The organism is Sphingomonas sp. (genome assembly GCF_013812825.1).
In the GTDB taxonomy this organism is placed as follows: Bacteria; Pseudomonadota; Alphaproteobacteria; order Sphingomonadales; family Sphingomonadaceae; genus Sphingomicrobium.
Genome location: NZ_JACCSU010000079.1, coordinates 1 through 17,418 on the forward strand (window position 1 = coordinate 1; position 17,418 = coordinate 17,418).

Annotated in this window: 16 protein-coding genes; 10 read left to right on the plus strand and 6 right to left on the minus strand. The window is 67.3% G+C overall.

The annotated features are described in order from the left end of the window. The 7 genes from H0T81_RS10805 to H0T81_RS10835 form a co-directional block, all read left to right on the plus strand. A partial coding sequence (locus tag H0T81_RS10805) for a Xaa-Pro peptidase family protein (RefSeq protein WP_294012927.1) occupies positions 1 to 1,162 on the plus strand: 1,162 nt, incomplete at its 5' end. A 146-nt stretch (positions 1,163 to 1,308) separates the two neighbouring features. Continuing rightward, complete coding sequence (locus tag H0T81_RS10810) at positions 1,309 to 2,592, plus strand: dicarboxylate/amino acid:cation symporter (protein WP_294012961.1); 1,284 nt, start codon at positions 1,309 to 1,311, stop codon at positions 2,590 to 2,592. Next, on the plus strand, positions 2,592 to 3,566 hold the full coding sequence (locus tag H0T81_RS10815; protein WP_294012929.1) for a KpsF/GutQ family sugar-phosphate isomerase: 975 nt from the start codon (positions 2,592 to 2,594) through the stop codon (positions 3,564 to 3,566). The genes H0T81_RS10810 and H0T81_RS10815 overlap by 1 nt, the downstream gene beginning before the upstream one ends. Continuing rightward, positions 3,563 to 4,360 (plus strand): 3-deoxy-manno-octulosonate cytidylyltransferase, encoded by a 798-nt coding sequence (gene kdsB / locus H0T81_RS10820; protein ID WP_294012932.1) that lies wholly within the window; start codon positions 3,563 to 3,565, stop codon positions 4,358 to 4,360. Before H0T81_RS10815 ends, kdsB begins: the two co-directional genes overlap by 4 nt. Beyond that, positions 4,357 to 5,160 (plus strand): TIGR01459 family HAD-type hydrolase, encoded by an 804-nt coding sequence (locus tag H0T81_RS10825; protein ID WP_294012936.1) that lies wholly within the window; start codon positions 4,357 to 4,359, stop codon positions 5,158 to 5,160. The genes kdsB and H0T81_RS10825 overlap by 4 nt, the downstream gene beginning before the upstream one ends. 9 nt (positions 5,161 to 5,169) lie before the next feature. Further along, positions 5,170 to 6,021 (plus strand): 3-deoxy-8-phosphooctulonate synthase, encoded by an 852-nt coding sequence (kdsA, locus tag H0T81_RS10830; protein ID WP_294012938.1) that lies wholly within the window; start codon positions 5,170 to 5,172, stop codon positions 6,019 to 6,021. A gap of 14 nt (positions 6,022 to 6,035) precedes the next feature. After that, positions 6,036 to 6,911: a hypothetical protein gene (locus tag H0T81_RS10835; protein ID WP_294012940.1), complete on the plus strand. Its 876-nt coding sequence runs from the start codon at positions 6,036 to 6,038 to the stop codon at positions 6,909 to 6,911. Here the strand turns inward: H0T81_RS10835 and H0T81_RS10840 are convergent. Genes H0T81_RS10840 through H0T81_RS10850 form a run of 3 tightly spaced genes read right to left on the minus strand, consistent with a single transcriptional unit; the run spans position 6,891 to position 11,332 of the window. Beyond that, a complete protein-coding gene (locus H0T81_RS10840; RefSeq protein WP_294012942.1) occupies positions 6,891 to 7,898 on the minus strand; it encodes an ELM1/GtrOC1 family putative glycosyltransferase in 1,008 nt (335 codons plus the stop codon). The two genes, H0T81_RS10835 and H0T81_RS10840, sit on opposite strands and share 21 nt — an antisense overlap. After that, entirely contained in the window at positions 7,895 to 9,232 is a 1,338-nt protein-coding gene (locus tag H0T81_RS10845) for a lipopolysaccharide biosynthesis protein (protein ID WP_294012944.1), read from the minus strand. Before H0T81_RS10845 ends, H0T81_RS10840 begins: the two co-directional genes overlap by 4 nt. A gap of 57 nt (positions 9,233 to 9,289) precedes the next feature. Continuing rightward, a complete protein-coding gene (locus tag H0T81_RS10850) occupies positions 9,290 to 11,332 on the minus strand; it encodes an elongation factor G (protein WP_294012947.1) in 2,043 nt (680 codons plus the stop codon). A 233-nt stretch (positions 11,333 to 11,565) separates the two neighbouring features. On the opposite strand from H0T81_RS10850, the gene H0T81_RS10855 reads away from it, so the two are divergent. Beyond that, positions 11,566 to 12,645, plus strand: coding sequence for a YihY/virulence factor BrkB family protein (locus H0T81_RS10855; protein ID WP_294012949.1), 1,080 nt, complete (start codon positions 11,566 to 11,568; stop codon positions 12,643 to 12,645). Between the two features lie 38 nt (positions 12,646 to 12,683). Here the strand turns inward: H0T81_RS10855 and H0T81_RS10860 are convergent, their stop codons facing one another. The 3 genes from H0T81_RS10860 to H0T81_RS10870 all read right to left on the minus strand — a co-directional run bounded on the left by H0T81_RS10860 (position 12,684) and on the right by H0T81_RS10870 (position 15,499). Continuing rightward, entirely contained in the window at positions 12,684 to 13,514 is an 831-nt protein-coding gene (locus H0T81_RS10860; RefSeq protein WP_294012951.1) for an alpha/beta hydrolase-fold protein, read from the minus strand. Positions 13,515 to 13,578: 64 nt separating this feature from the next. Beyond that, positions 13,579 to 14,487 (minus strand): RNA polymerase sigma factor RpoH, encoded by a 909-nt coding sequence (rpoH, locus tag H0T81_RS10865; protein ID WP_294012953.1) that lies wholly within the window; start codon positions 14,485 to 14,487, stop codon positions 13,579 to 13,581. A gap of 55 nt (positions 14,488 to 14,542) precedes the next feature. Next, a complete protein-coding gene (locus tag H0T81_RS10870) occupies positions 14,543 to 15,499 on the minus strand; it encodes an RluA family pseudouridine synthase (protein ID WP_294012955.1) in 957 nt (318 codons plus the stop codon). A gap of 87 nt (positions 15,500 to 15,586) precedes the next feature. Between H0T81_RS10870 and H0T81_RS10875 the strand changes: the two genes are divergently transcribed. Together H0T81_RS10875 and H0T81_RS10880 are read left to right on the plus strand one after the other, a co-directional pair. Continuing rightward, a complete protein-coding gene (locus H0T81_RS10875; RefSeq protein ID WP_294012958.1) occupies positions 15,587 to 16,225 on the plus strand; it encodes a histidine phosphotransferase family protein in 639 nt (212 codons plus the stop codon). 179 nt (positions 16,226 to 16,404) lie between these two features. Beyond that, a partial coding sequence (locus tag H0T81_RS10880) for an Hpt domain-containing protein (RefSeq protein ID WP_294012960.1) occupies positions 16,405 to 17,418 on the plus strand: 1,014 nt, incomplete at its 3' end.

Below are 17,418 nucleotides of genomic sequence, written 5' to 3' on the forward strand. Positions count from 1 at the left end.
GGCGCCGACCGCGCTGCCGCCGCCGATCGGCCGCGCGGAGCGGCTCGCGCGGCTGGCCAGGGCGCGCGAGCTGATGAAGCGCAACGGCATCGGCGCGATCCTCATCGAGCCGGGCGCCAGCCTCGACTATTTCACCGGAGTCCAGTGGCGGCGCTCGGAACGGCTGACCGCCGCCGTCATCCCGGCCGAGGGCGAGCCGGTCATCGTCACGCCCTTCTTCGAAAAACCATCGATCGAGGAAAGCCTCGGGATCCCGGCCGAGGTCCGGGTGTGGCAGGAGCATGAGGAGCCGCTGAAGCTGGTCGCCGATTTCCTGCGCGAGCGCGGCGCCGACGGCTACCCGGTCGGCTTCGAGGAAACCAACCGCTTCTTCATCCTCGATCGATTGAACGACCAGCTGCCCGCCGTGAAGGTGGTCAGCGCAAACCCCGTCGTTCGCGCGCTGCGCATGATCAAGTCGCCGGCCGAGCTCGCCTTGATGCAGGCGGCCGCCGACGTGACCATCGCCGCTTACGACCGGGTCTATCCGGCGATCCGCGAAGGCATGACCCCGGGCGATATCGAGAAATTGTTCGCCGCCGCGGTGACTGCGCTGGGCGGAGCCAAGCCATGGGGACTGATCCTGCTTGGCGAGTCGAGCGCCTACCCGCACGGCTCGGGCAAGCCGCAGCACGTTCGCCGCGGCGAGGTGGTGCTGCTCGACTGCGGCTGCGAGGTGCGTGGCTACCAGTCGGACATCTCGCGCACCTTCGTGTTCGGCGCCCGGCCGACGCTTGAGCAGCGCAAGGTCTGGACGCAAATGCGGCGCGGCCAGGATATCGCCTTTGCCGCCGCCAGGGTCGGCGCGCCGGCGGGAAGCGTCGACGATGCGGTTCGCCGCGCTTACGAAAGCTGGGGCTATGGCCCCGGGTACAAGCTGCCGGGCCTGTCGCACCGCACCGGTCACGGCATCGGCATGGAGGGACACGAGCCGATCAACCTGGTCCACGGCGAGACGACTCGGCTGGCGCCCGGCATGTGCTTTTCGAACGAACCCGGCATCTATTTGCCCGGCAAGTTCGGAATCCGGCTCGAGGACTGCTTCTACATGACGGCCGCCGGTCCGAAGTATTTCTCCCTCCCGCCGCCCTCGATTGACGATCCATTCGGGCGAACTGCTTGACGTTTCGCTTTCCCACCGCGAATCCGGTGCGGCAGAATAGGGGACAGGACATGGCCAGGAAGCCAAAGCCGCGGAAGCCGACGGTGGCGCCAAAGACGCCGAAGCCGACGGAGCCGCAAAAGCGCAGCATCGACCTGCAGTGGCAGATGCTGATCGGCTTCCTCGTCGGCCTGGTTGCCGGCCTGATCGTCTACACAACCCAGCCCGACGCTCCGTGGGTCGAGGCGGTCACCACTTATGTCACCCAGCCGATCGGCCAGATCTTCCTGCGCCTGTTGTTCATGCTGGTGATCCCGCTGCTATTCTCGGCGCTGATCGTCGGCATCTCGGAAATGGGCGAGGTGCGGGCGCTGAAGCGCGTCGGGCTTCGAACGCTCGGCTATACAGTGATCGTCTCGTCGATCGCGGTGGTCATCAGCCTCGTCGTCGTCAATTTGCTGCAGCCGGGGGCCGGCGTCGACCGGGACGTCGCCGCCGCGATGCTCGCCGCGCAGGAGGGCAGGGCAGGGGAGATCGTCCAGACCGGCCGCGAGCAGGCGACCGGGATCGACGCCTTCGTCACCATCATTCCCAACAACCTCGTCGAGGTAATGGGCAGCAACAGCTCGATCCTCTCGGTGATGTTCTTCGCCCTGTTCTTCGGCATCGGCCTGCTGCTCACCGACACCCCCAGCTCGCGCGCCCTCAAGCGCGGTTTCGAGGGGCTGTTCGACGTCACGATGCGGCTGATCATGATCGTCATCCGGCTGGCCCCGATCGCCGTCGCCTGCTTCATGTTCAACCTCGCCGCGCTGTTCGGCTGGGACCTGCTGATCCGACTTTCGGCCTATGTCGGAGTGGTCCTGCTGGCGCTCGCCATCCAGATGTTCATCGTCTTCCCAACCCTGCTGGCGACGCTCGGCAAGAAGAACCCGATCGCCTTTTTCCGCGAGACTCAGGAGGCGAGCCTGATGGCCTTCTCGACCGCCTCGTCCAACGCGACCCTGCCGACGGCGCTTCGAGTCGCCGACGAGAAGCTCGGCCTGCCGCGCCGGGTCGCGCGCTTCGTCCTCACCATCGGCGCCACCGCCAACCAGAACGGCACGGCGATGTTCGAAGGCGTGACGGTGATTTTCCTCGCCCAGTTCTTCGGCATCGAGCTGACGATTTGGCAGCAGGTGATGGTGATGCTGGTCTGCATCCTGGGCGGCATCGGCACCGCCGGAGTCCCGGCGGGTTCGCTGCCGGTGGTCGCGCTGATCCTGGCGATGGTCGGCATTCGCCCGGAAGCGATCGCCTTGGTGTTGGGAGTCGACCGCTTCCTCGACATGTGCCGGACGACGTTGAACGTGATCGGCGACCTGGTCGCCGCACAGGTGATTTCGGCGGGCGAGCCGCATGAGGGCGAACCGGTCGACTCGGTGCCGACAGCGCCGCCGCAACCAGTCTGATGGACGCTCCGGCGACCGAGCCCGGCGTGCTCCAGTTTGGGCGCGACATCCTCCACGACGAAGCTCGAGCGCTCGACGCGCTCGCCGACAGCCTGGGCGAGGATTTCGAGCGCGCGATCGCGATGGTCCTCGACATGTCGGGCAAGCTGATCGTCAGCGGCCTTGGCAAGTCCGGTCACATCGGCCGCAAGATCGCCGCGACTTTCGCTTCGACCGGGACCACCGCCACCTTCCTCCATCTCGCCGAGGCGATCCACGGCGACATGGGCATCGCCGCCAAGGGCGACGTCGCGCTGCTCGTCTCGCAAAGCGGCACGACCGCCGAACTCGAGGCGGTGATCGACCATTTTTCCGCGGTCGGCATTCCGATCATCGCGATCACCGGCAATCCGCGCTCGATGCTCGCCGAGGCGTCCGCGGCGGTGCTCGCGTTGCCGCACTGGCCGGAGGTCGGGCCCGAAGCCGTCGCTCCGACCACCTCGACGACCATGACCCTGGCTCTCGGCGATGCCTTGGCGATGACGGTGATGCGCCAAAAGGGTTTTACCCGCACCGACTTCGGGCGACTCCATCCGGGGGGCTCGCTCGGCGCGCGCCTGAAGCCGGTCCGGCGCGTGATGCACGGCGGCGAGGCGATGCCGCTCACCCATTGCGACATTTCGATGCACAAGGTGGTGGTCGAAATGACGAAGAAGCGCCTTGGAGTGGTCGGAGTCACGAACGATCAGGGCCATCTGGTCGGGATCATCACCGACGGTGATTTGCGTCGCAACATCGAGCGCGGGCTCGACCTGCCGGCTTCGGAATATATGACCGCCAACCCGAAAACAGTGGGCCCCGATGCGCTGATCGACGAAGCCCTGACCCTGTTCGAGGAGCACCGGATCACGGTCTTGTTCGTCGTCGAGAGCGAGGAAAGCGGCAACCGCCCCTTGGGCGTGCTGCACATCCACGACTGCCCGGCCGCGCGGTGAAGCTGGTCATTTTGATCCCGGCGCGGTTCCATTCGTCGAGGTATCCGGGCAAGCCGCTGGTCGCGCTGCGCGGTGCAACCGGAATCGCCAAGCCGCTGATCCAGCGAAGCCACGAAGCCGCGCTGCGGGTTGGCGGCGCGGCTTGCGTTCATGTCGTCACCGACGATCCCCGAATCGCCGGCCAGGCCGCGTCATTTGGCGCCAGCGTCATCATGACGTCGCCCGAGTGCCGCAACGGCACCGAGCGTTGCGCCGAGGCGCTGCAGCAGCTCGATGCGCCCGACGTCGTCGTGAATCTGCAGGGCGACGCGCTGCTGACGCCGCCGGGGTTCGTCGAGGCGCTGGTCGAGCATATGCGCGGTGACCCGCAGGCGCCGGTGGCGACGCCGGCGATGCGGCTACGCAGCGGCGAGGTTCGAGCGCTTCAGGCCGAGGAAGCGGCCGGTCGGGTGGGGGGCACCACGGTCGTCGCCGGCGACGACGGCCGGGCGCTCTATTTTTCAAAGCGCTTGATTCCGCATCTTCCTGATGGGGCGCTCGACGGCGAGATGTCGCCGGTGCGGCTGCACGTCGGAGTGTACGCGTACCGGGCCGAGGCGCTGGCGGCCTACGCCGCGACTCCGGTCAGCGAGCTCGAGATGCTCGAAGGCCTCGAGCAATTGCGTTTCCTGGTCGCCGGGATTCCGATCTCCGTCGTCGAGGTCGAAACGCCGCCGTTCGCGCTTCGCGAGCTCAACAATCCCGAGGATGTCGAGCCGATCGAAGCGGCGCTCGCCGCGGCGGGCCTCGAGTGAACTTCCTCGACTCGCTCGACGAGCGCTACCGGCTGATCCTGTGCGACATCTGGGGCTGCGTGCATGATGGCGTCCATCTCTATCCCGGCGCCGCCGAACGCCTCCAGCAGTGGCGCGGTGAAGGACGGACGGTCGTTCTGATCACCAACGCGCCGCGGACCGCCGAAGCGGTCGAGCAGCAGCTCGGCCGGATGGGGCTTCCACGCGACGCATGGGACGGGATCGCCACCAGCGGCGAAGCTGGGATCTCGGCGCTCAAGGAACTCGGCAAGCCGGTCGGCTTCCTCGGCACGGCCGCCGACCGCACCATCCTCGAGGCCAGGCAGGTCGAAATTACCGAGGCGGAGGACTTCACCGATCTCGCCTGCACCGGCCTTGAAGAGCAGCGGCCCAACGCCGACCAGTACGCGCAGCAACTCGCCGATTGGGGGGCTCGCGGAGTGCTCATGCACTGCCTCAATCCCGACCGGCTGGTGATTCGCGGGGGAGTGCCCGAAGCGTGCGCCGGAGCGATCGCCGACGTCTACGAAGCGCTCGGCGGCCGGGTCGCCTGGTATGGCAAGCCGCACAAGGCCATCTACGAGCATGCGCTGCACCTGGCCGGCGATCCCGCTCCCGCGGCGGTGCTGGCGATCGGCGACGGGCTCCATACCGACGTGCTCGGCGCCGCTCGGATGGGTTTCGACTGCGTGTTCGTGACCGGCGGAATTCACGCCGGCGAGCCGTTTCCGCCCGATTTCGGCCGGCAAAACGGCCTCAAGGACTGGCAACCCGTGGCGGTCGTCGACTCGCTCGGCTAAGGCACGCGCATGCAATTGCTTGGACGCAAGGTCGGGCTCGACCAGCCGCTGTTCCTGATCGCCGGCCCGTGCGTGGTCGAAAGCGAGGAACTGCAGCTGCGCACCGCCGAAGCGCTCAAGGGGATCACCGACAAGCTCGGCATCCTGTTCATCTTCAAGTCGAGCTTCGACAAGGCCAACCGCTCGTCGGGCGCGAGCTATCGCGGCCCCGGCATGGACGAGGGGCTGCGGATCCTCGCCAAGGTGCGGGATGAGCTTGGGGTGCCGGTGCTGACCGACGTCCACGACATCCCGCAGATCGAGCCCGTCGCCGAGGTGGTCGACGTGCTCCAGACTCCGGCGTTCCTCGCCCGCCAGACCGATTTCATCACCGCTGTCGCCAGCGCCGGCCGGCCGGTCAACATCAAGAAGGCGCAGTTCATGGCGCCCGCGGACATGAAGAACGTCGTCGACAAGGCCCGCACCGCCGCCAGGGCCGCGGGCGGCGATGGCGATAATGTCATGGTCTGCGAGCGCGGCGCCTCGTTCGGCTACAACAATCTGGTGTCCGACATGCGCAGCCTGGCGATCATGCGCGACACCGGCTGCCCGGTCGTGTTCGACGCGACCCATTCGGTCCAACTTCCGGGCGGGCAGGGGACCAGCTCGGGCGGTCAGCGCGAGCATGTGCCGGTGCTGGCACGGTCCGCGGTCGCGGCGGGGGTCGCCGGCCTGTTCATGGAGACCCACCCCGACCCGGTCAACGCCAAGTCGGACGGGCCGAACGCGTGGCCGCTCGACCGCATGGAACGGCTGCTGACGACGCTCGTCGACCTCGATCGGACGGTCAAGGAGGCGGGGTTCGAGGAGATGTCCCTGTGACGGAGCAAAGGGCGGTGAAGCCGACCGTCTTCATCCAGGCCAACGACCGGCAGATGCTCGGCGCCCGCATCTCGGCCCACAGCTATCGGCGCAACGCCCGCGATCCCGGCGCCTTCGACGTCCAGATCATCGACATCCGAGAGCATCCGCGGCTGCTGCAGCGCGGGCAAACGGTGCTGCGCGACGGTCATATTCGCGAATGGGAGCCGGACGATCTCCAGAGCTTCACTCCGCTGCGCTTCTACCCGCCGCAGGCGATGGGCTTCGAAGGCCTCGCCGTGGTCACCGATCCCGACATCTTCGGGGTCGGCGATGTCGGCGAGCTGTTCGAGCGCGACCTTGCCGGCAAGGCGATCTGGGCGGTGCCGAGGCCCGACCACAACCAGCGCGACGATTATATCGCGACGTCGGTGATGCTGCTCGACTGTGCCAAGCTCAAGCACTGGCAGTTCGACAAGGAGCTCGACGACCTGTTCGCGCACCGCTTCGACTACATCGACTGGATCGAGCTCAAGCGCGAGGACCCCGCGACCATCGGCCTGCTCGAGCCCGAGTGGAACGATTTCGACCGGCTGAGCCCGCAAACCAAGCTGCTGCACACGACCAAGCGGCGCACCCAGCCATGGAAGACGGGGCTGCCGGTCGATTACACGTTGCGCGAGAGTGGCTGGTTCGACTCGGTGCGCCGCCTGCGCCGCCGCCGCTACGAGCAACACCCCGATCGGCGCCAGGAAGCCCTGGTCTATTCGCTGCTCGCCGACATGCTCGATACCGGCGAGATCACCAGACAGGAGCTGGCCGAGGAAATGGCTGCCAACCACATCCGCCACGATTCGCCCGAGCTGATCGACCGCTATCGCGGCTGGCGGTTACTCGACGCAGTCGCCTGACAGCCGCTTCACGGCAGCGGCGGCGATCTCCACCGGATCCTCGACCGCGCCGGCGCGCGGCTCACCGACCGTTCCCGCAAGCCCGCGCTGCTCGAGCGCCGCCCAGAAGCGACGCAGGTCGCGGAAGTCCGACGAAAAGCCCTGCTCGCGGCCGAGCTCCTGCCGGCCTTCCTCGTCGAGCTCGACCGGAACGAGTCCGACGGGCTTGCCGGTCATCACCGCCTCCGAGATCATCGACACGCTGTCGGCGGTGACGAAATGCTCGTCGGCATCCGCGAGCAGCACAGGGAAGCGCACGGGCGGGTCGAGCGCGACATTCGGCTGGCCAGCCAGCGCCGATTTGACCTCGGCAACGGTCGCCGGTGCGGTTCGCGGGCTGCCGACGACGATCAGGGTCCCTCCGGCGTCGGCTGCGCGTTTCGCCAGCCGGATCCCGCAGTCGGCGACCGTATCGTTCGCCAGCGCCCAGAACCGAGTCACTCCGCCGAGCGACAGCAGCAGGTGCGGGCGGGGCAGGGGCGCGAGCCATTGGGCTTCGTCCGGCGAAGCGTCGATGGAACGGTGGCGACCCATCGAAAGCGGCAGGGTGATGACGTTCTCGCCTTCCGGCACCGGATATTGCGGCGTCGTCAGGACTAGGTCGAACAGCTTTGGATCGGCGCGCGGGTTGCCGAGGCGCACCAGTTTCGTCTTCCCGTGATTCCTGCGGCGGATCCAGCGCGCGACGGCGACGCTGCGCCGGCCGATGCCGATCACCAGGTCGGGCCATGGCGGGCCGAGCGTTCGGCGGCTTCGGCGATCGAGCAGGAACGGGTGCTTGGGGAACAGCCGCAGCCAGCGGATCCAGCGCCGCCGGTAGCTCATCGTGCGCGTTTCGAACGGCAGCCCGAGCGCTTCGGCGAGCGCAAGCAACTGGTTGTTGTCGCCGACCCGCGAGCCGAGCAGCACCCAGATGCGCGGGCGATGACGATCGGGCGGTTCGCTCACCGCGCGCGGACCCGCCGATATTCCCCGACCAGCTGCACGGCCTGGATCGCGACCATGGCCGCGACTCCGATGACGAAGGCGATCGCCGCCCCGATCACCCCGAACCGCCACGCCAGTGGAGCGACGACCGCGAAATAAAGGATCGTCCCGATCAGCCGCGCCTTGAGCGGGGCGTCGGGGCGGTCGAGCGCGTAGAGCATCGGCACCAGCGGGAAGCTGATCATGGCCAGGAACGGGGCGATGATCAGCACCAGAAGCACGGGGTAGGCGGGCAGGAACTCGGCTCCGAAAATGGTATCGACCACCCACCGGCCGGCGACCAGCAGCACCAGTCCGGTGAGCACCCCGAGCGTGGTCGCGAGCACGGTGCCGCGCCACATCAGCTTCCACGGCTTCTTGGTGGCGAGGTCCATCCGCACCACCTCCGGGTAATAGACCTTGCCGAGCAGGTCGGCGGGCTTCTGCGCGCTGTCGGCAAGGCTCGCGGCGACACGGTAGATCGCCGCTCCGGCCGGGCCGACCAGGCCGCCGATGATCAGCCGCGCGATCGGGCCCCAGGCCGCGGTCATGCTGGAAGTCAGATTGACGTGGATCGCGAACCGCCACGCTCCGGGCAGGCGCCGCGGTTTGAGCGTCGGGCGGATGCCCTTGATCAGGTCGCGCCGCTTGAGCTCGCGCCAGCCGAGGAACCACAGGTAAATGTCGCCGCCGAGCTCGGTCACGTACCAGATGGCGACGAAGGCCTCGAACGGAGCGTCCACCCACCAGGCGATTCCGGCGAGGATCGCCCGCGCGATGGGCGTCGCCGTGCCTTGCCAGCTCAGGAGGTCGAAGCGGTCGAGCGACCGAAGCACTCCGACCGGCACCGCGGCGCTCATCGTCGGCAGCAAAGTGCAGTAGAGCATCGCGACGACGAGATATTGGTCCTCGATCCCGAACCAGCCGCCGATCAGCGGCAGCAGCAGGATGGCGAGGATCATGCCGCCAAAGCCGCTGACCACGTCGAGCGCCAGTCCAAAGCCGGTCGACGCCTTGAACTCGGTCGTCTCGCCGGCCTCCAGCGCCTGGCCGCCATAGCGGACGATCAGCTGCCAGGACTGGAACTTGCTGATCCCGCTCGCCGCCTTGGCATAGCTGGTGATGAGGATCAGCATGCCGAACATCAGCACCCCGAGCGAGCGCCCGGCAAAAGCCAGGGTCGCCAGACCCGCGACTGCGGCAACCGCTTTCGAAACAGCAAGATAGCCGCTGTTCTTCAGCAGCGACTTGAAGTGCCGATCCTTGAACCAGTGCCTCATCGAGCGCGCCGCTTCCTCCCCGGGTGCGCGCCGCATCTAGGCGAAAGAGCCCGGCCTGTCGCCCCCGCGGGCCCTCCCGGCGCGTCGACCCCGCTAGGCCGGCTCGGGCATCCGCTGCTGGACGATCCGGTCCGCCAGGGTCCCGTTCAGTTCGGCGAGATGGTCGAACTCCGCCTCATAGGTTGCAAGCCCCTGGCTTTGCGAGCGGAGCTCGGCCTCCAGGCCGCCGAGCTCGGACTCGGGGATGAGCGCGTCGATTCGATCCCATCCGGTCCAGCCATCGCGCGGCGCCATGCCGAGCATCTGGCCGCGGCGGCTGGCGACCGCCGAGGTGATCCGGCTGGTGGCGCTCGACGGGCAGACCACGGTCAGCCGCTGCACCGGCTCAAGCAGATGCGGACTGGCGGCGGCGAGCGCCTCGTTCATCGCGATCCGCCCCGCCATCCGGAACGCGAGCTCGGAGCTGTCGACGCTGTGATAGCTGCCGTCGACCAGGGTCACCGCGACGTCGACCACCGGGAAGCCAAGCGGGCCTTTCTGCATCGCTTCCTTGACGCCCGCCTCGACCGCGGGGATCCACTGCCGCGGGATCGCTCCGCCGGTGATCTTGTCCTCGAAACGGAAGCCTTCGCCGCGCGGCAGCGGCTTGACCTCGATGATCACGTCGCCGAACTGGCCGTGGCCGCCCGACTGTTTCTTGTGGCGGCCCTTCTGGGTAACCGAGCGACGGATCGACTCGCGATAGCCGATCGTCGGTTGGTGCGAGTTCACCTCGACCCCGTAGCGCCGCTTCAATCGCGCCAGCACGGTGTTGAGATGTTCGTCGTTGATGCCCTTGAGGCGCATCTCGTGGCTGGCCTCGTCCTGCTCGAGGACCAAGGCGCTGTCCTCCTCGAGCAGCCGCTGCAGAGCGCCCGACAGCCGGACGTCGTCCTTGCGGTCGGCGGGCTCGATCGCCAGCGCATAATTGCGGGACGGGAACTCGCTCTCGATCGGCGGCGGCAGCTTGCCCGCGCCGAGCCACTCGCCGGCCTTGACGTTGTCGATCTTGGCGACTGCGACGACATCGCCGTCGCGGGCTTGGGCGACCTTCTGCGTCTTGTCGCCCTGCATCCGGAACAAGGCGCCGAGCCTGGCAAACGCGCCGCCGGCCGTCTTGAGGTCCGACCCTTCATCGATCGCGCCGCCCAGCACCCTCGCGAGAGCCAGCCGGCCGACCGAGCCGCCATGATGGATCTTGAACACATCAAGGGCAGGCGCGTCCACCGACAGCCGCCGGGCGGTCGATTGCGGCCCCGGCGCCTCGTGGCGCAGCGCCTTTAGCAGCCGGCCGACGCCCCAGGCGCTGATGGCCGAGCCGAACAGCACCGGCACTCCGAGGCTTTCGCCGGTCTCGCGCGCCAGGTCCTGAAGGATCCGGTCCCGGCTCGGAGTCTCGTCCATGAGCAATTGCTCGAGCAATTCATCGTCATGGTCGGCCAGCTGCTCGAGCATGTGGCTGCGGGCCTCGGCCTCGCGCTGCTGGATGTCGGCCGGCATCTCGATCTGCTCGGAATCCTTGCCGGGGCGGTAGTGGAACGCCCGCTCCAGGGCGAGGTCGACGAATCCGGTCACCTTGTCGCCCTCGCGGATCGGGATCTGGCGGCCGATCAGCGGCGACACGCTCATCGGCTGAAGCGCCGACAGGAGGTCGCGGATCCGGCCGTGCGCCTGGTCGATTCGGTTGACGAAGATCAGGTGGGGAATGCCGAGCTCGTCGAGAGCCCGAAGCGCCGGTGCGGCGAGCGGCGCCCGCGCCGGGTCCGGGTCGACGACCAGGATCGCCATGTCGGCAAGCGGCAGCGCGCGCGATCCGTCGGCGGCGAAGCCGACCGAGCCGGGGCAATCGATCAAGGCGAACGGATCGCCGAGATAATCGAAATGATAGAGGTTGAGCTCGGTCGAGCCGCCGCGGGCGCGCGCTTCCGGGCTGCTGTCGCCGATGCTGGAGCCGTTGGCGGTCGACCCCAGGCGGTCGCTCGCACCGGCTGCAAACAGCATCGCTTCGGCAAGGCTGGTCTTTCCCGCGCCGGCCGGTCCGACCAGCGCGATCACTCGAGTGCCCTTATTTTCTCCAGCCTGGGTTGCTGCGGCCATGCGACTCTCCTCTCGTCCCGTTTGTCGGGCGCGCGAGTCGCCTGAAGGCGCACCTTGCGCGCTCTTCGAAACGATCACCGTCGGACGGATTTCGACGATTGGCAAGGGGCCCCGTCGAGTGCGGGGCTCCTACCGGCGCGCGGGCCGCAGCGGCAGGGCGTTGGAACGGCATTCGCGGATCGCTTGTTCAATATCGCAAAGCCGGACCCTTTCACCGGCTGGAGGAAGACTCATTGGCTGCAACCAGAACCGGAAGGCAGAGCCCGGGCGAGCGCGGTCACTACGCTCTGTCTCCGTGGCAGATCCCGCTCTCGGGCTGGAAGGAGATCGCGGGGCGGACGTGGCGGCAGACGTGGATCGACAATGTCGGCCTGGTCGCCGCTGGAGTCGCGTTTTACGGCTTTCTCGCGCTCGTCCCGCTGCTGGGGCTGATCGTGCTGGTCTACGGGACCATCGCCGAGCCGGCGACCGTCGTCAGCAATATGCGGGCGCTGACCGATATTCTTCCCGCCAACGTCGCCGGGTTCATCGGCGAACAGATGATCGCGGCCGTGCAGACGGCGCAAAGCACCAAGGGGCTGGGCATCGCCGTCGCTCTGGCCGTTGCCTTCTACGGCGGCAGCAACGGAGCCGGAGCAGTCATTACCGCGCTGAACATTGCCTACCAGGAGAAGGAAAAGCGCAGCCTGCTGCGTTTCTATCTGATCGCCCTGGCAATGACATTGGCCGCCGTGCTGTTCGCCTTGTCGGCGCTCGCCGCAACCGCCGTCATCGCCTATCTCGATGAGCTGGCGCCGAATGCGTCGGGCTTCGCACTCGCGGCCGGCAAGGTGGCTGCCTACGTGGGGCTGCTGTTGGTCGCGGCGGCAGTCGCGGCGACGCTCTACCGTTTCGCTCCGTCGCGGGAGAATGCTCGCTGGGAGTGGATCACCCCGGGCTCCATGTTCACCGCCGTCACCTGGCTGCTGCTGACCCTGGCGTTCGGCTTCTACGTGACCAGCATCACCGACTATAATGCGACCTACGGCTCGCTCGGCGCCATCATCGCACTGCTGACCTGGATGTATCTGTCGGCCTATGTCTTCGTTATCGGCGCCGAGCTAAACAGCGAGATCGAGCACCAGACGGCGAAGGACAGCACTACGGGCGAGCCGGAGCCGATGGGCCAACGCGGCGCCTGGGCCGCGGACAATGTCGCCAATGACGTTGGTGCCGAAGAACAGGTGAAGCAGGCGAACAAGGAAGCTCCGAGCATCGGCGATGCGGGCCCGCCTGTGCCGACCGACGAGCCCGACCCCTCGCGCTGCGACTAGGCCGCCGGCGAGGGGCGATTTCTCTCTGCCGGATGCCGTTACTTGGTCGTCGAGAAACCGAACAGACGACGCAATGCGGCGCGATAGGCGTTGGCGGCATCGGCTGAGTGCGTGCCACCCTCGATGTCGATGCGAGTCAACTTCCAGGGCGGGTTCCGCGCGCGCCAGTAGCGGAACCACTCGGCAGCGGCCACGCGCCTGTCTGGATATTCCTGCGTGCCGAGAGCGACGAACAGCTGAAGGTCCTTTCGCGACGCAGGCGCCGGTGCCCCATAGAAGATTTCACGGCCCGGAACCCACGAAGGATTGCTCGCGATTCGAGCCCAGAAGAGATCCGGCCGGGTAAAAGCCGAATAGAGGATCATCGCTCCGGCACGCGACTGGCCGAAAAGGATCCTTTTCGTCGGGTCGGCGCGATATCGGCCCTCGACGGCCGGCAGCAGCTCCGCTTCGAGGAACCGGTGGAAAGCGGCTGTCCCGCTTTCCTCAGGGCCAGGCGGCATGAAGTCGATGTGCCGTCGATTGATCGGTTTGGCGAACGAGCCATAGGCGATGCCGACGACGATTGCCTCGGGGATCTTGTCGTCGATGGTCAGGAAGATGTGATTGGCTCCGACGACCGGGAACAGCGAATCGCCGTCGAGCAGATAGACGATCGGGTACCGCCGCGATGGCTCCGCGGCGTAGCCTTCCGGCAAGCGCACGTAGATATGGTAAAGGTGCCCGTTCGAACGCGAGTGCAGCGGGAAATAGTCGCCAGCCAGTGCCGGCAGGTGGTTGAGCGGCACGATACGGCCGCTCGCCGGTAGTGGCGAGGCGACGCAGCCCGCCAGTGCCAAAGCCGCAAGCGCGGCCAACAGTCTGCTCATGATCACAGCTCGTGTCAGATTTTCATCCGACCGCGAGAATAAACGCGGCGAGCCGCTCGCGTCACTAGGCCGCCGGCAGCAGCCGCTTCTCTCCCGCCAGCCGAAGCAGCGCACCCTGCAGCTTCTCGAACGCGCGCACTTCGATCTGGCGGATGCGCTCGCGGCTGACGTCGTAGACCTGGCTCAGTTCCTCGAGAGTCTTGGGCTCGTCGGTCAGGCGCCGCTCCATCAGGATGTGCTTCTCGCGGTCGTTCAGCGATTCAAGAGCGTCCATCAGCAGATCGTGGCGGACCCGGCTCTCTTCGGCCTCGGCGATCCGCTCGTCCTGCAGCGGGCCGGTGTCGACGAGGAAATCCTGCCACTGGTTCTCGCCACCCTCGTCGCCCTTCAGAGGGGCGTTGAGCGAGGTGTCGCCGCCCATCGCCATGCGGCGGTTCATCGACACGACCTCGTCCTCGGTCACTCCGAGGTCGGTCGCGATCTTGGTCACGTCGGCGGGCTTGAGGTCGCCCTCCTCGAACGCGTCGATCTGGTTCTTCATCCGCCGCAGGTTGAAGAACAATTTCTTCTGGGCGGCGGTGGTGCCCATTTTCACCAGGCTCCACGAGCGCAGGATGAATTCCTGGATCGAGGCTCGGATCCACCACATCGCGTAGGTCGCGAGCCGGAACCCGCGGTCGGGCTCGAACTTCTTGACGCCCTGCATCAGGCCGATGTTGCCCTCCGAAATCAGCTCGCTGACCGGAAGGCCGTAGCCGCGGTAGCCCATGGCGATCTTGGCGACGAGCCGCAGGTGCGAATTGACCAGCTTGGCCACGGCCTCGGTGTCGCCATGCTCGCGCCAGCGCTTGGCGAGCATATATTCCTCCTCGGGGGCGAGGATCGGGAATTTCTTGATTTCGCTCAGATAGCGGTTGAGTCCGGCCTCCCCGCCGGACGCGGGGATCGAGACGATGCCCTTCTGCTGTGCCATGCCTCGTCTTCTCCCTGGGCCGAGCCCTTACTAAGGCGCCCTAGCGCTTCGTTTCCTATACACCAAGAGCCGTGAACAGTTCCTGCATGTCCGGTGGCATGCCGCTCTCGAACGACAGTCGGTGCTTGCCGACCGGATGGATGAATCCAAGTCCCGCCGCATGCAGGGCCTGCCGGTGAAAGCTTAATTCGTTCAACAGTTTGCGGTGCGTCTTGCCCGATCCGCCGTAAGTTGAATCGCCGACCAAAGGGTGGCCGATCGACGCCATGTGCACGCGCACCTGGTGGGTCCGTCCCGTCTCGAGCCGGCACTCGACGAGCGCGGCGTCGCGCAGCACCGCAAGCCGTTTCCAGTGTGTGACTGCCCGCTTGCCTCTGCCGCCATCGTCTTTAGCCTTGACCACCGCGATCTTCTTACGGTTGGCCGACGAGCGGGCGAGCGGCGCGTCGACCGTCCCGCCGCCGGCCCGCGGGACGCCCGAGACGATCGCCAGATAGCGCCGATCGATGCTGTGCCTGGCGAACTGCCTGGCCAAGCCTTCGTGGGCGACGTCGGTCTTGGCAGCCACCAGCAGCCCCGACGTGTCCTTGTCGATGCGGTGGACGATCCCGGGCCGGGCGACTCCACCGATGCCCGACAGGCTGGCGCCGCAATGGTGGAGCAGCGCGTTGACCAGAGTCCGGTCGCGGTTGCCGGCGGCGGGGTGGACGACCAGCCCCGCCGGCTTGTCGATCACCAGCAAATGCTCGTCCTCGAAGACGATCCGGAGCGGGATGTCCTGCGGTTCGTTATGCGCCGGCTCGGGGGCGGGAACGGCCAGCCGGAAGGCTTCATCGCCCTTGACCCTGGCGGCGGGATCGCGAAGCGGCGGAGTCAGGGCGCCGCTGCGGATCAGCGCCTTCAGCCGCTCGCGCGACAGTGTCGGGATGGCATGCGCAAGCGCCCGGTCGAGCCGCCATCCAGCATGGTCCGGCCCCAGCCGCACGTCGATGATCTGCTGCCCCCCGGCCATTGTCGCACGCATATGGGCCCGCCTGACGGCCGTTCAAGCCAGCGTCGCTTGCGCTGCAGCGGCGGTTGCCGCATCAACGCGGCCGCGATGAACGCCGTCGACCTCGCCAGCCTGCTCTGCTCGCGCCTGTGCCACGACCTGATGTCGCCGGTTGGAGCGCTCAACAACGGCATCGAGCTGATGGCCGACGAGACCGATCCCGAAATGCGCGAAAAGTGCCTCGAACTGCTCTCGGAAAGCGCCAGGGCATCGGCCAACAAGCTGAAATTCTTCCGCTTGGCCTTCGGCGCGGCGGGCGGCTTTGGCGACAGCATTGACACCCACGAGGCGCAGGCCGCGCTCGAGGGCGTGTTCGGGCCCGAACGGCGCATCGAGCTTGGCTGGATGGTGCCGGGGGACCATCTGCCCAAGGGCGCCGTCAAGCTGCTTCTGAACCTGGCTATGCTCGCCGGCGACGCATTGGTCCGCGGCGGGCGGCTGGACGTCGGCGCCGAATCTTCCGACGAAATGCTCGAGCTGGTGATCCGGGCCGAAGGGCCGCGCATCCTGCTCGACCCGACCCTCCGGCAGACACTGCTCGGTGGCAAGGCCGATGGCACCGTCGAGCCGCGCGCCGCCGGAGCCTGGCTGGCTCACAGCCTCGCCGCCGAGGCTGGAGGCTCGATCCGGCTGTCCGACCCAGCCGAAGCGGTGCTGATGATGGGGGTGACCCTTCCTCGGCGATAATCGCTGACCGGCAGGCCCCTCGACGGCGCTCGGGACAGACCCCTCGACGGCGCTCGGGACAGGCCCTTCGACGGCGCTCGGGACAGGCCCCTCGACGGCGCTCGGGACAGGGATAACGCAGCGTTAACTCCTGACCGGCATAAGCGTCCCCGGACAGCGGTTGGGGGCCCTAGGCGTCAATGGACGATCTGATTGCCGATTTCACAGCGGAATGCCGGGAGATGCTGGAGGCGCTGGGGGGCGAGATCGTCGCCTGGGAAGCCGCGCCCGACGACCGCGCGCGCCTCGATTCCATCTTCCGCTTCGTCCACACCGTCAAAGGCAATTGCGGTTTTTTCGATTTCCCGCGGCTCGAGGCGTTGAGCCACGCGGCCGAGGATGTGCTCGCCGACGTTCGTGCCGGCCGCCGCCATGCCGACGGGGCGCTGGTCAGCGCGGTGCTCGCGATCATCGACCGGATCGGCGAGATGATCGCCGCGATCGAAGCCGGCAAGGACCTCCCGGTCGGAGACGACAGCGCTCTGATTACGGCTCTTGAGCCCGGCACCGACGCCGCCGCCGGCCCCGTCGCGGCGACCGTTGCCGAGGCCCAGGGCAAGATCGCCGCGCCGCGCACCATCCGGCTGTCGGTCGAGCTGCTCGACCGGGTGATGAGCGGCGTTTCCGACATGGTGCTGGCTCGCAACGAGCTTGCCCGCCGGTTGCGCGAATCCCCGACCGACGTGCCGATCGACGGCGCGTTCGAGCGATTGTCGTCGATCATCGCCGAGATGCGCGACGCGATCACCCGGACTCGCATGCAGCGCATCGAGAATTTGTTCGTCGCCCTGCCGCGCATGGTGCGAGACCTGTCGGCCGAGCTCGGCAAGCAGGTGCTGGTCGACATCGACGGCGGCGACGTCGAGCTCGATCGCGAGATGATCGAGATGATCCGCGATCCGTTGACCCACATCATCCGCAACGCCGTCGACCACGGCATCGAATTGCCCGCCGAGCGGCTCAAGGCCGGCAAGCGCGAGATCGGCATCCTGTCCGTCTCGGCGCGGCAGTCGGGCAACCAGATTTTGATCGACATCCAGGACGACGGCCGCGGCATCGATGGTGCCAAGCTGGTCGAAAAGGCCGTCGCCACCGGAACGCTCGAGAAGAGCGATGCCGCGCAGTTGAGCCCACGCGAGCAGCTGGCGCTGATC

What these genes read in the sequence shown, in the direction of transcription:
- H0T81_RS10810 (WP_294012961.1), top strand. Translation starts at nt 1,309, where the DNA reads ATGCTGATCGGCTTCCTCGTCGGCCTGGTTGCCGGCCTGATCGTCTAC.
- H0T81_RS10815 (WP_294012929.1), top strand. Translation starts at nt 2,592, where the DNA reads ATGGACGCTCCGGCGACCGAGCCCGGCGTGCTCCAGTTTGGGCGCGAC.
- kdsA (WP_294012938.1), top strand. Translation starts at nt 5,170, where the DNA reads ATGCAATTGCTTGGACGCAAGGTCGGGCTCGACCAGCCGCTGTTCCTG.
- H0T81_RS10845 (WP_294012944.1), bottom strand. Translation starts at nt 9,232, where the DNA reads ATGCGGCGCGCACCCGGGGAGGAAGCGGCGCGCTCGATGAGGCACTGG.
- H0T81_RS10850 (WP_294012947.1), bottom strand. Translation starts at nt 11,332, where the DNA reads ATGGCCGCAGCAACCCAGGCTGGAGAAAATAAGGGCACTCGAGTGATC.
- H0T81_RS10860 (WP_294012951.1), bottom strand. Translation starts at nt 13,514, where the DNA reads ATGAGCAGACTGTTGGCCGCGCTTGCGGCTTTGGCACTGGCGGGCTGC.
- rpoH (WP_294012953.1), bottom strand. Translation starts at nt 14,487, where the DNA reads ATGGCACAGCAGAAGGGCATCGTCTCGATCCCCGCGTCCGGCGGGGAG.
- H0T81_RS10870 (WP_294012955.1), bottom strand. Translation starts at nt 15,499, where the DNA reads ATGGCCGGGGGGCAGCAGATCATCGACGTGCGGCTGGGGCCGGACCAT.
- H0T81_RS10875 (WP_294012958.1), top strand. Translation starts at nt 15,587, where the DNA reads ATGAACGCCGTCGACCTCGCCAGCCTGCTCTGCTCGCGCCTGTGCCAC.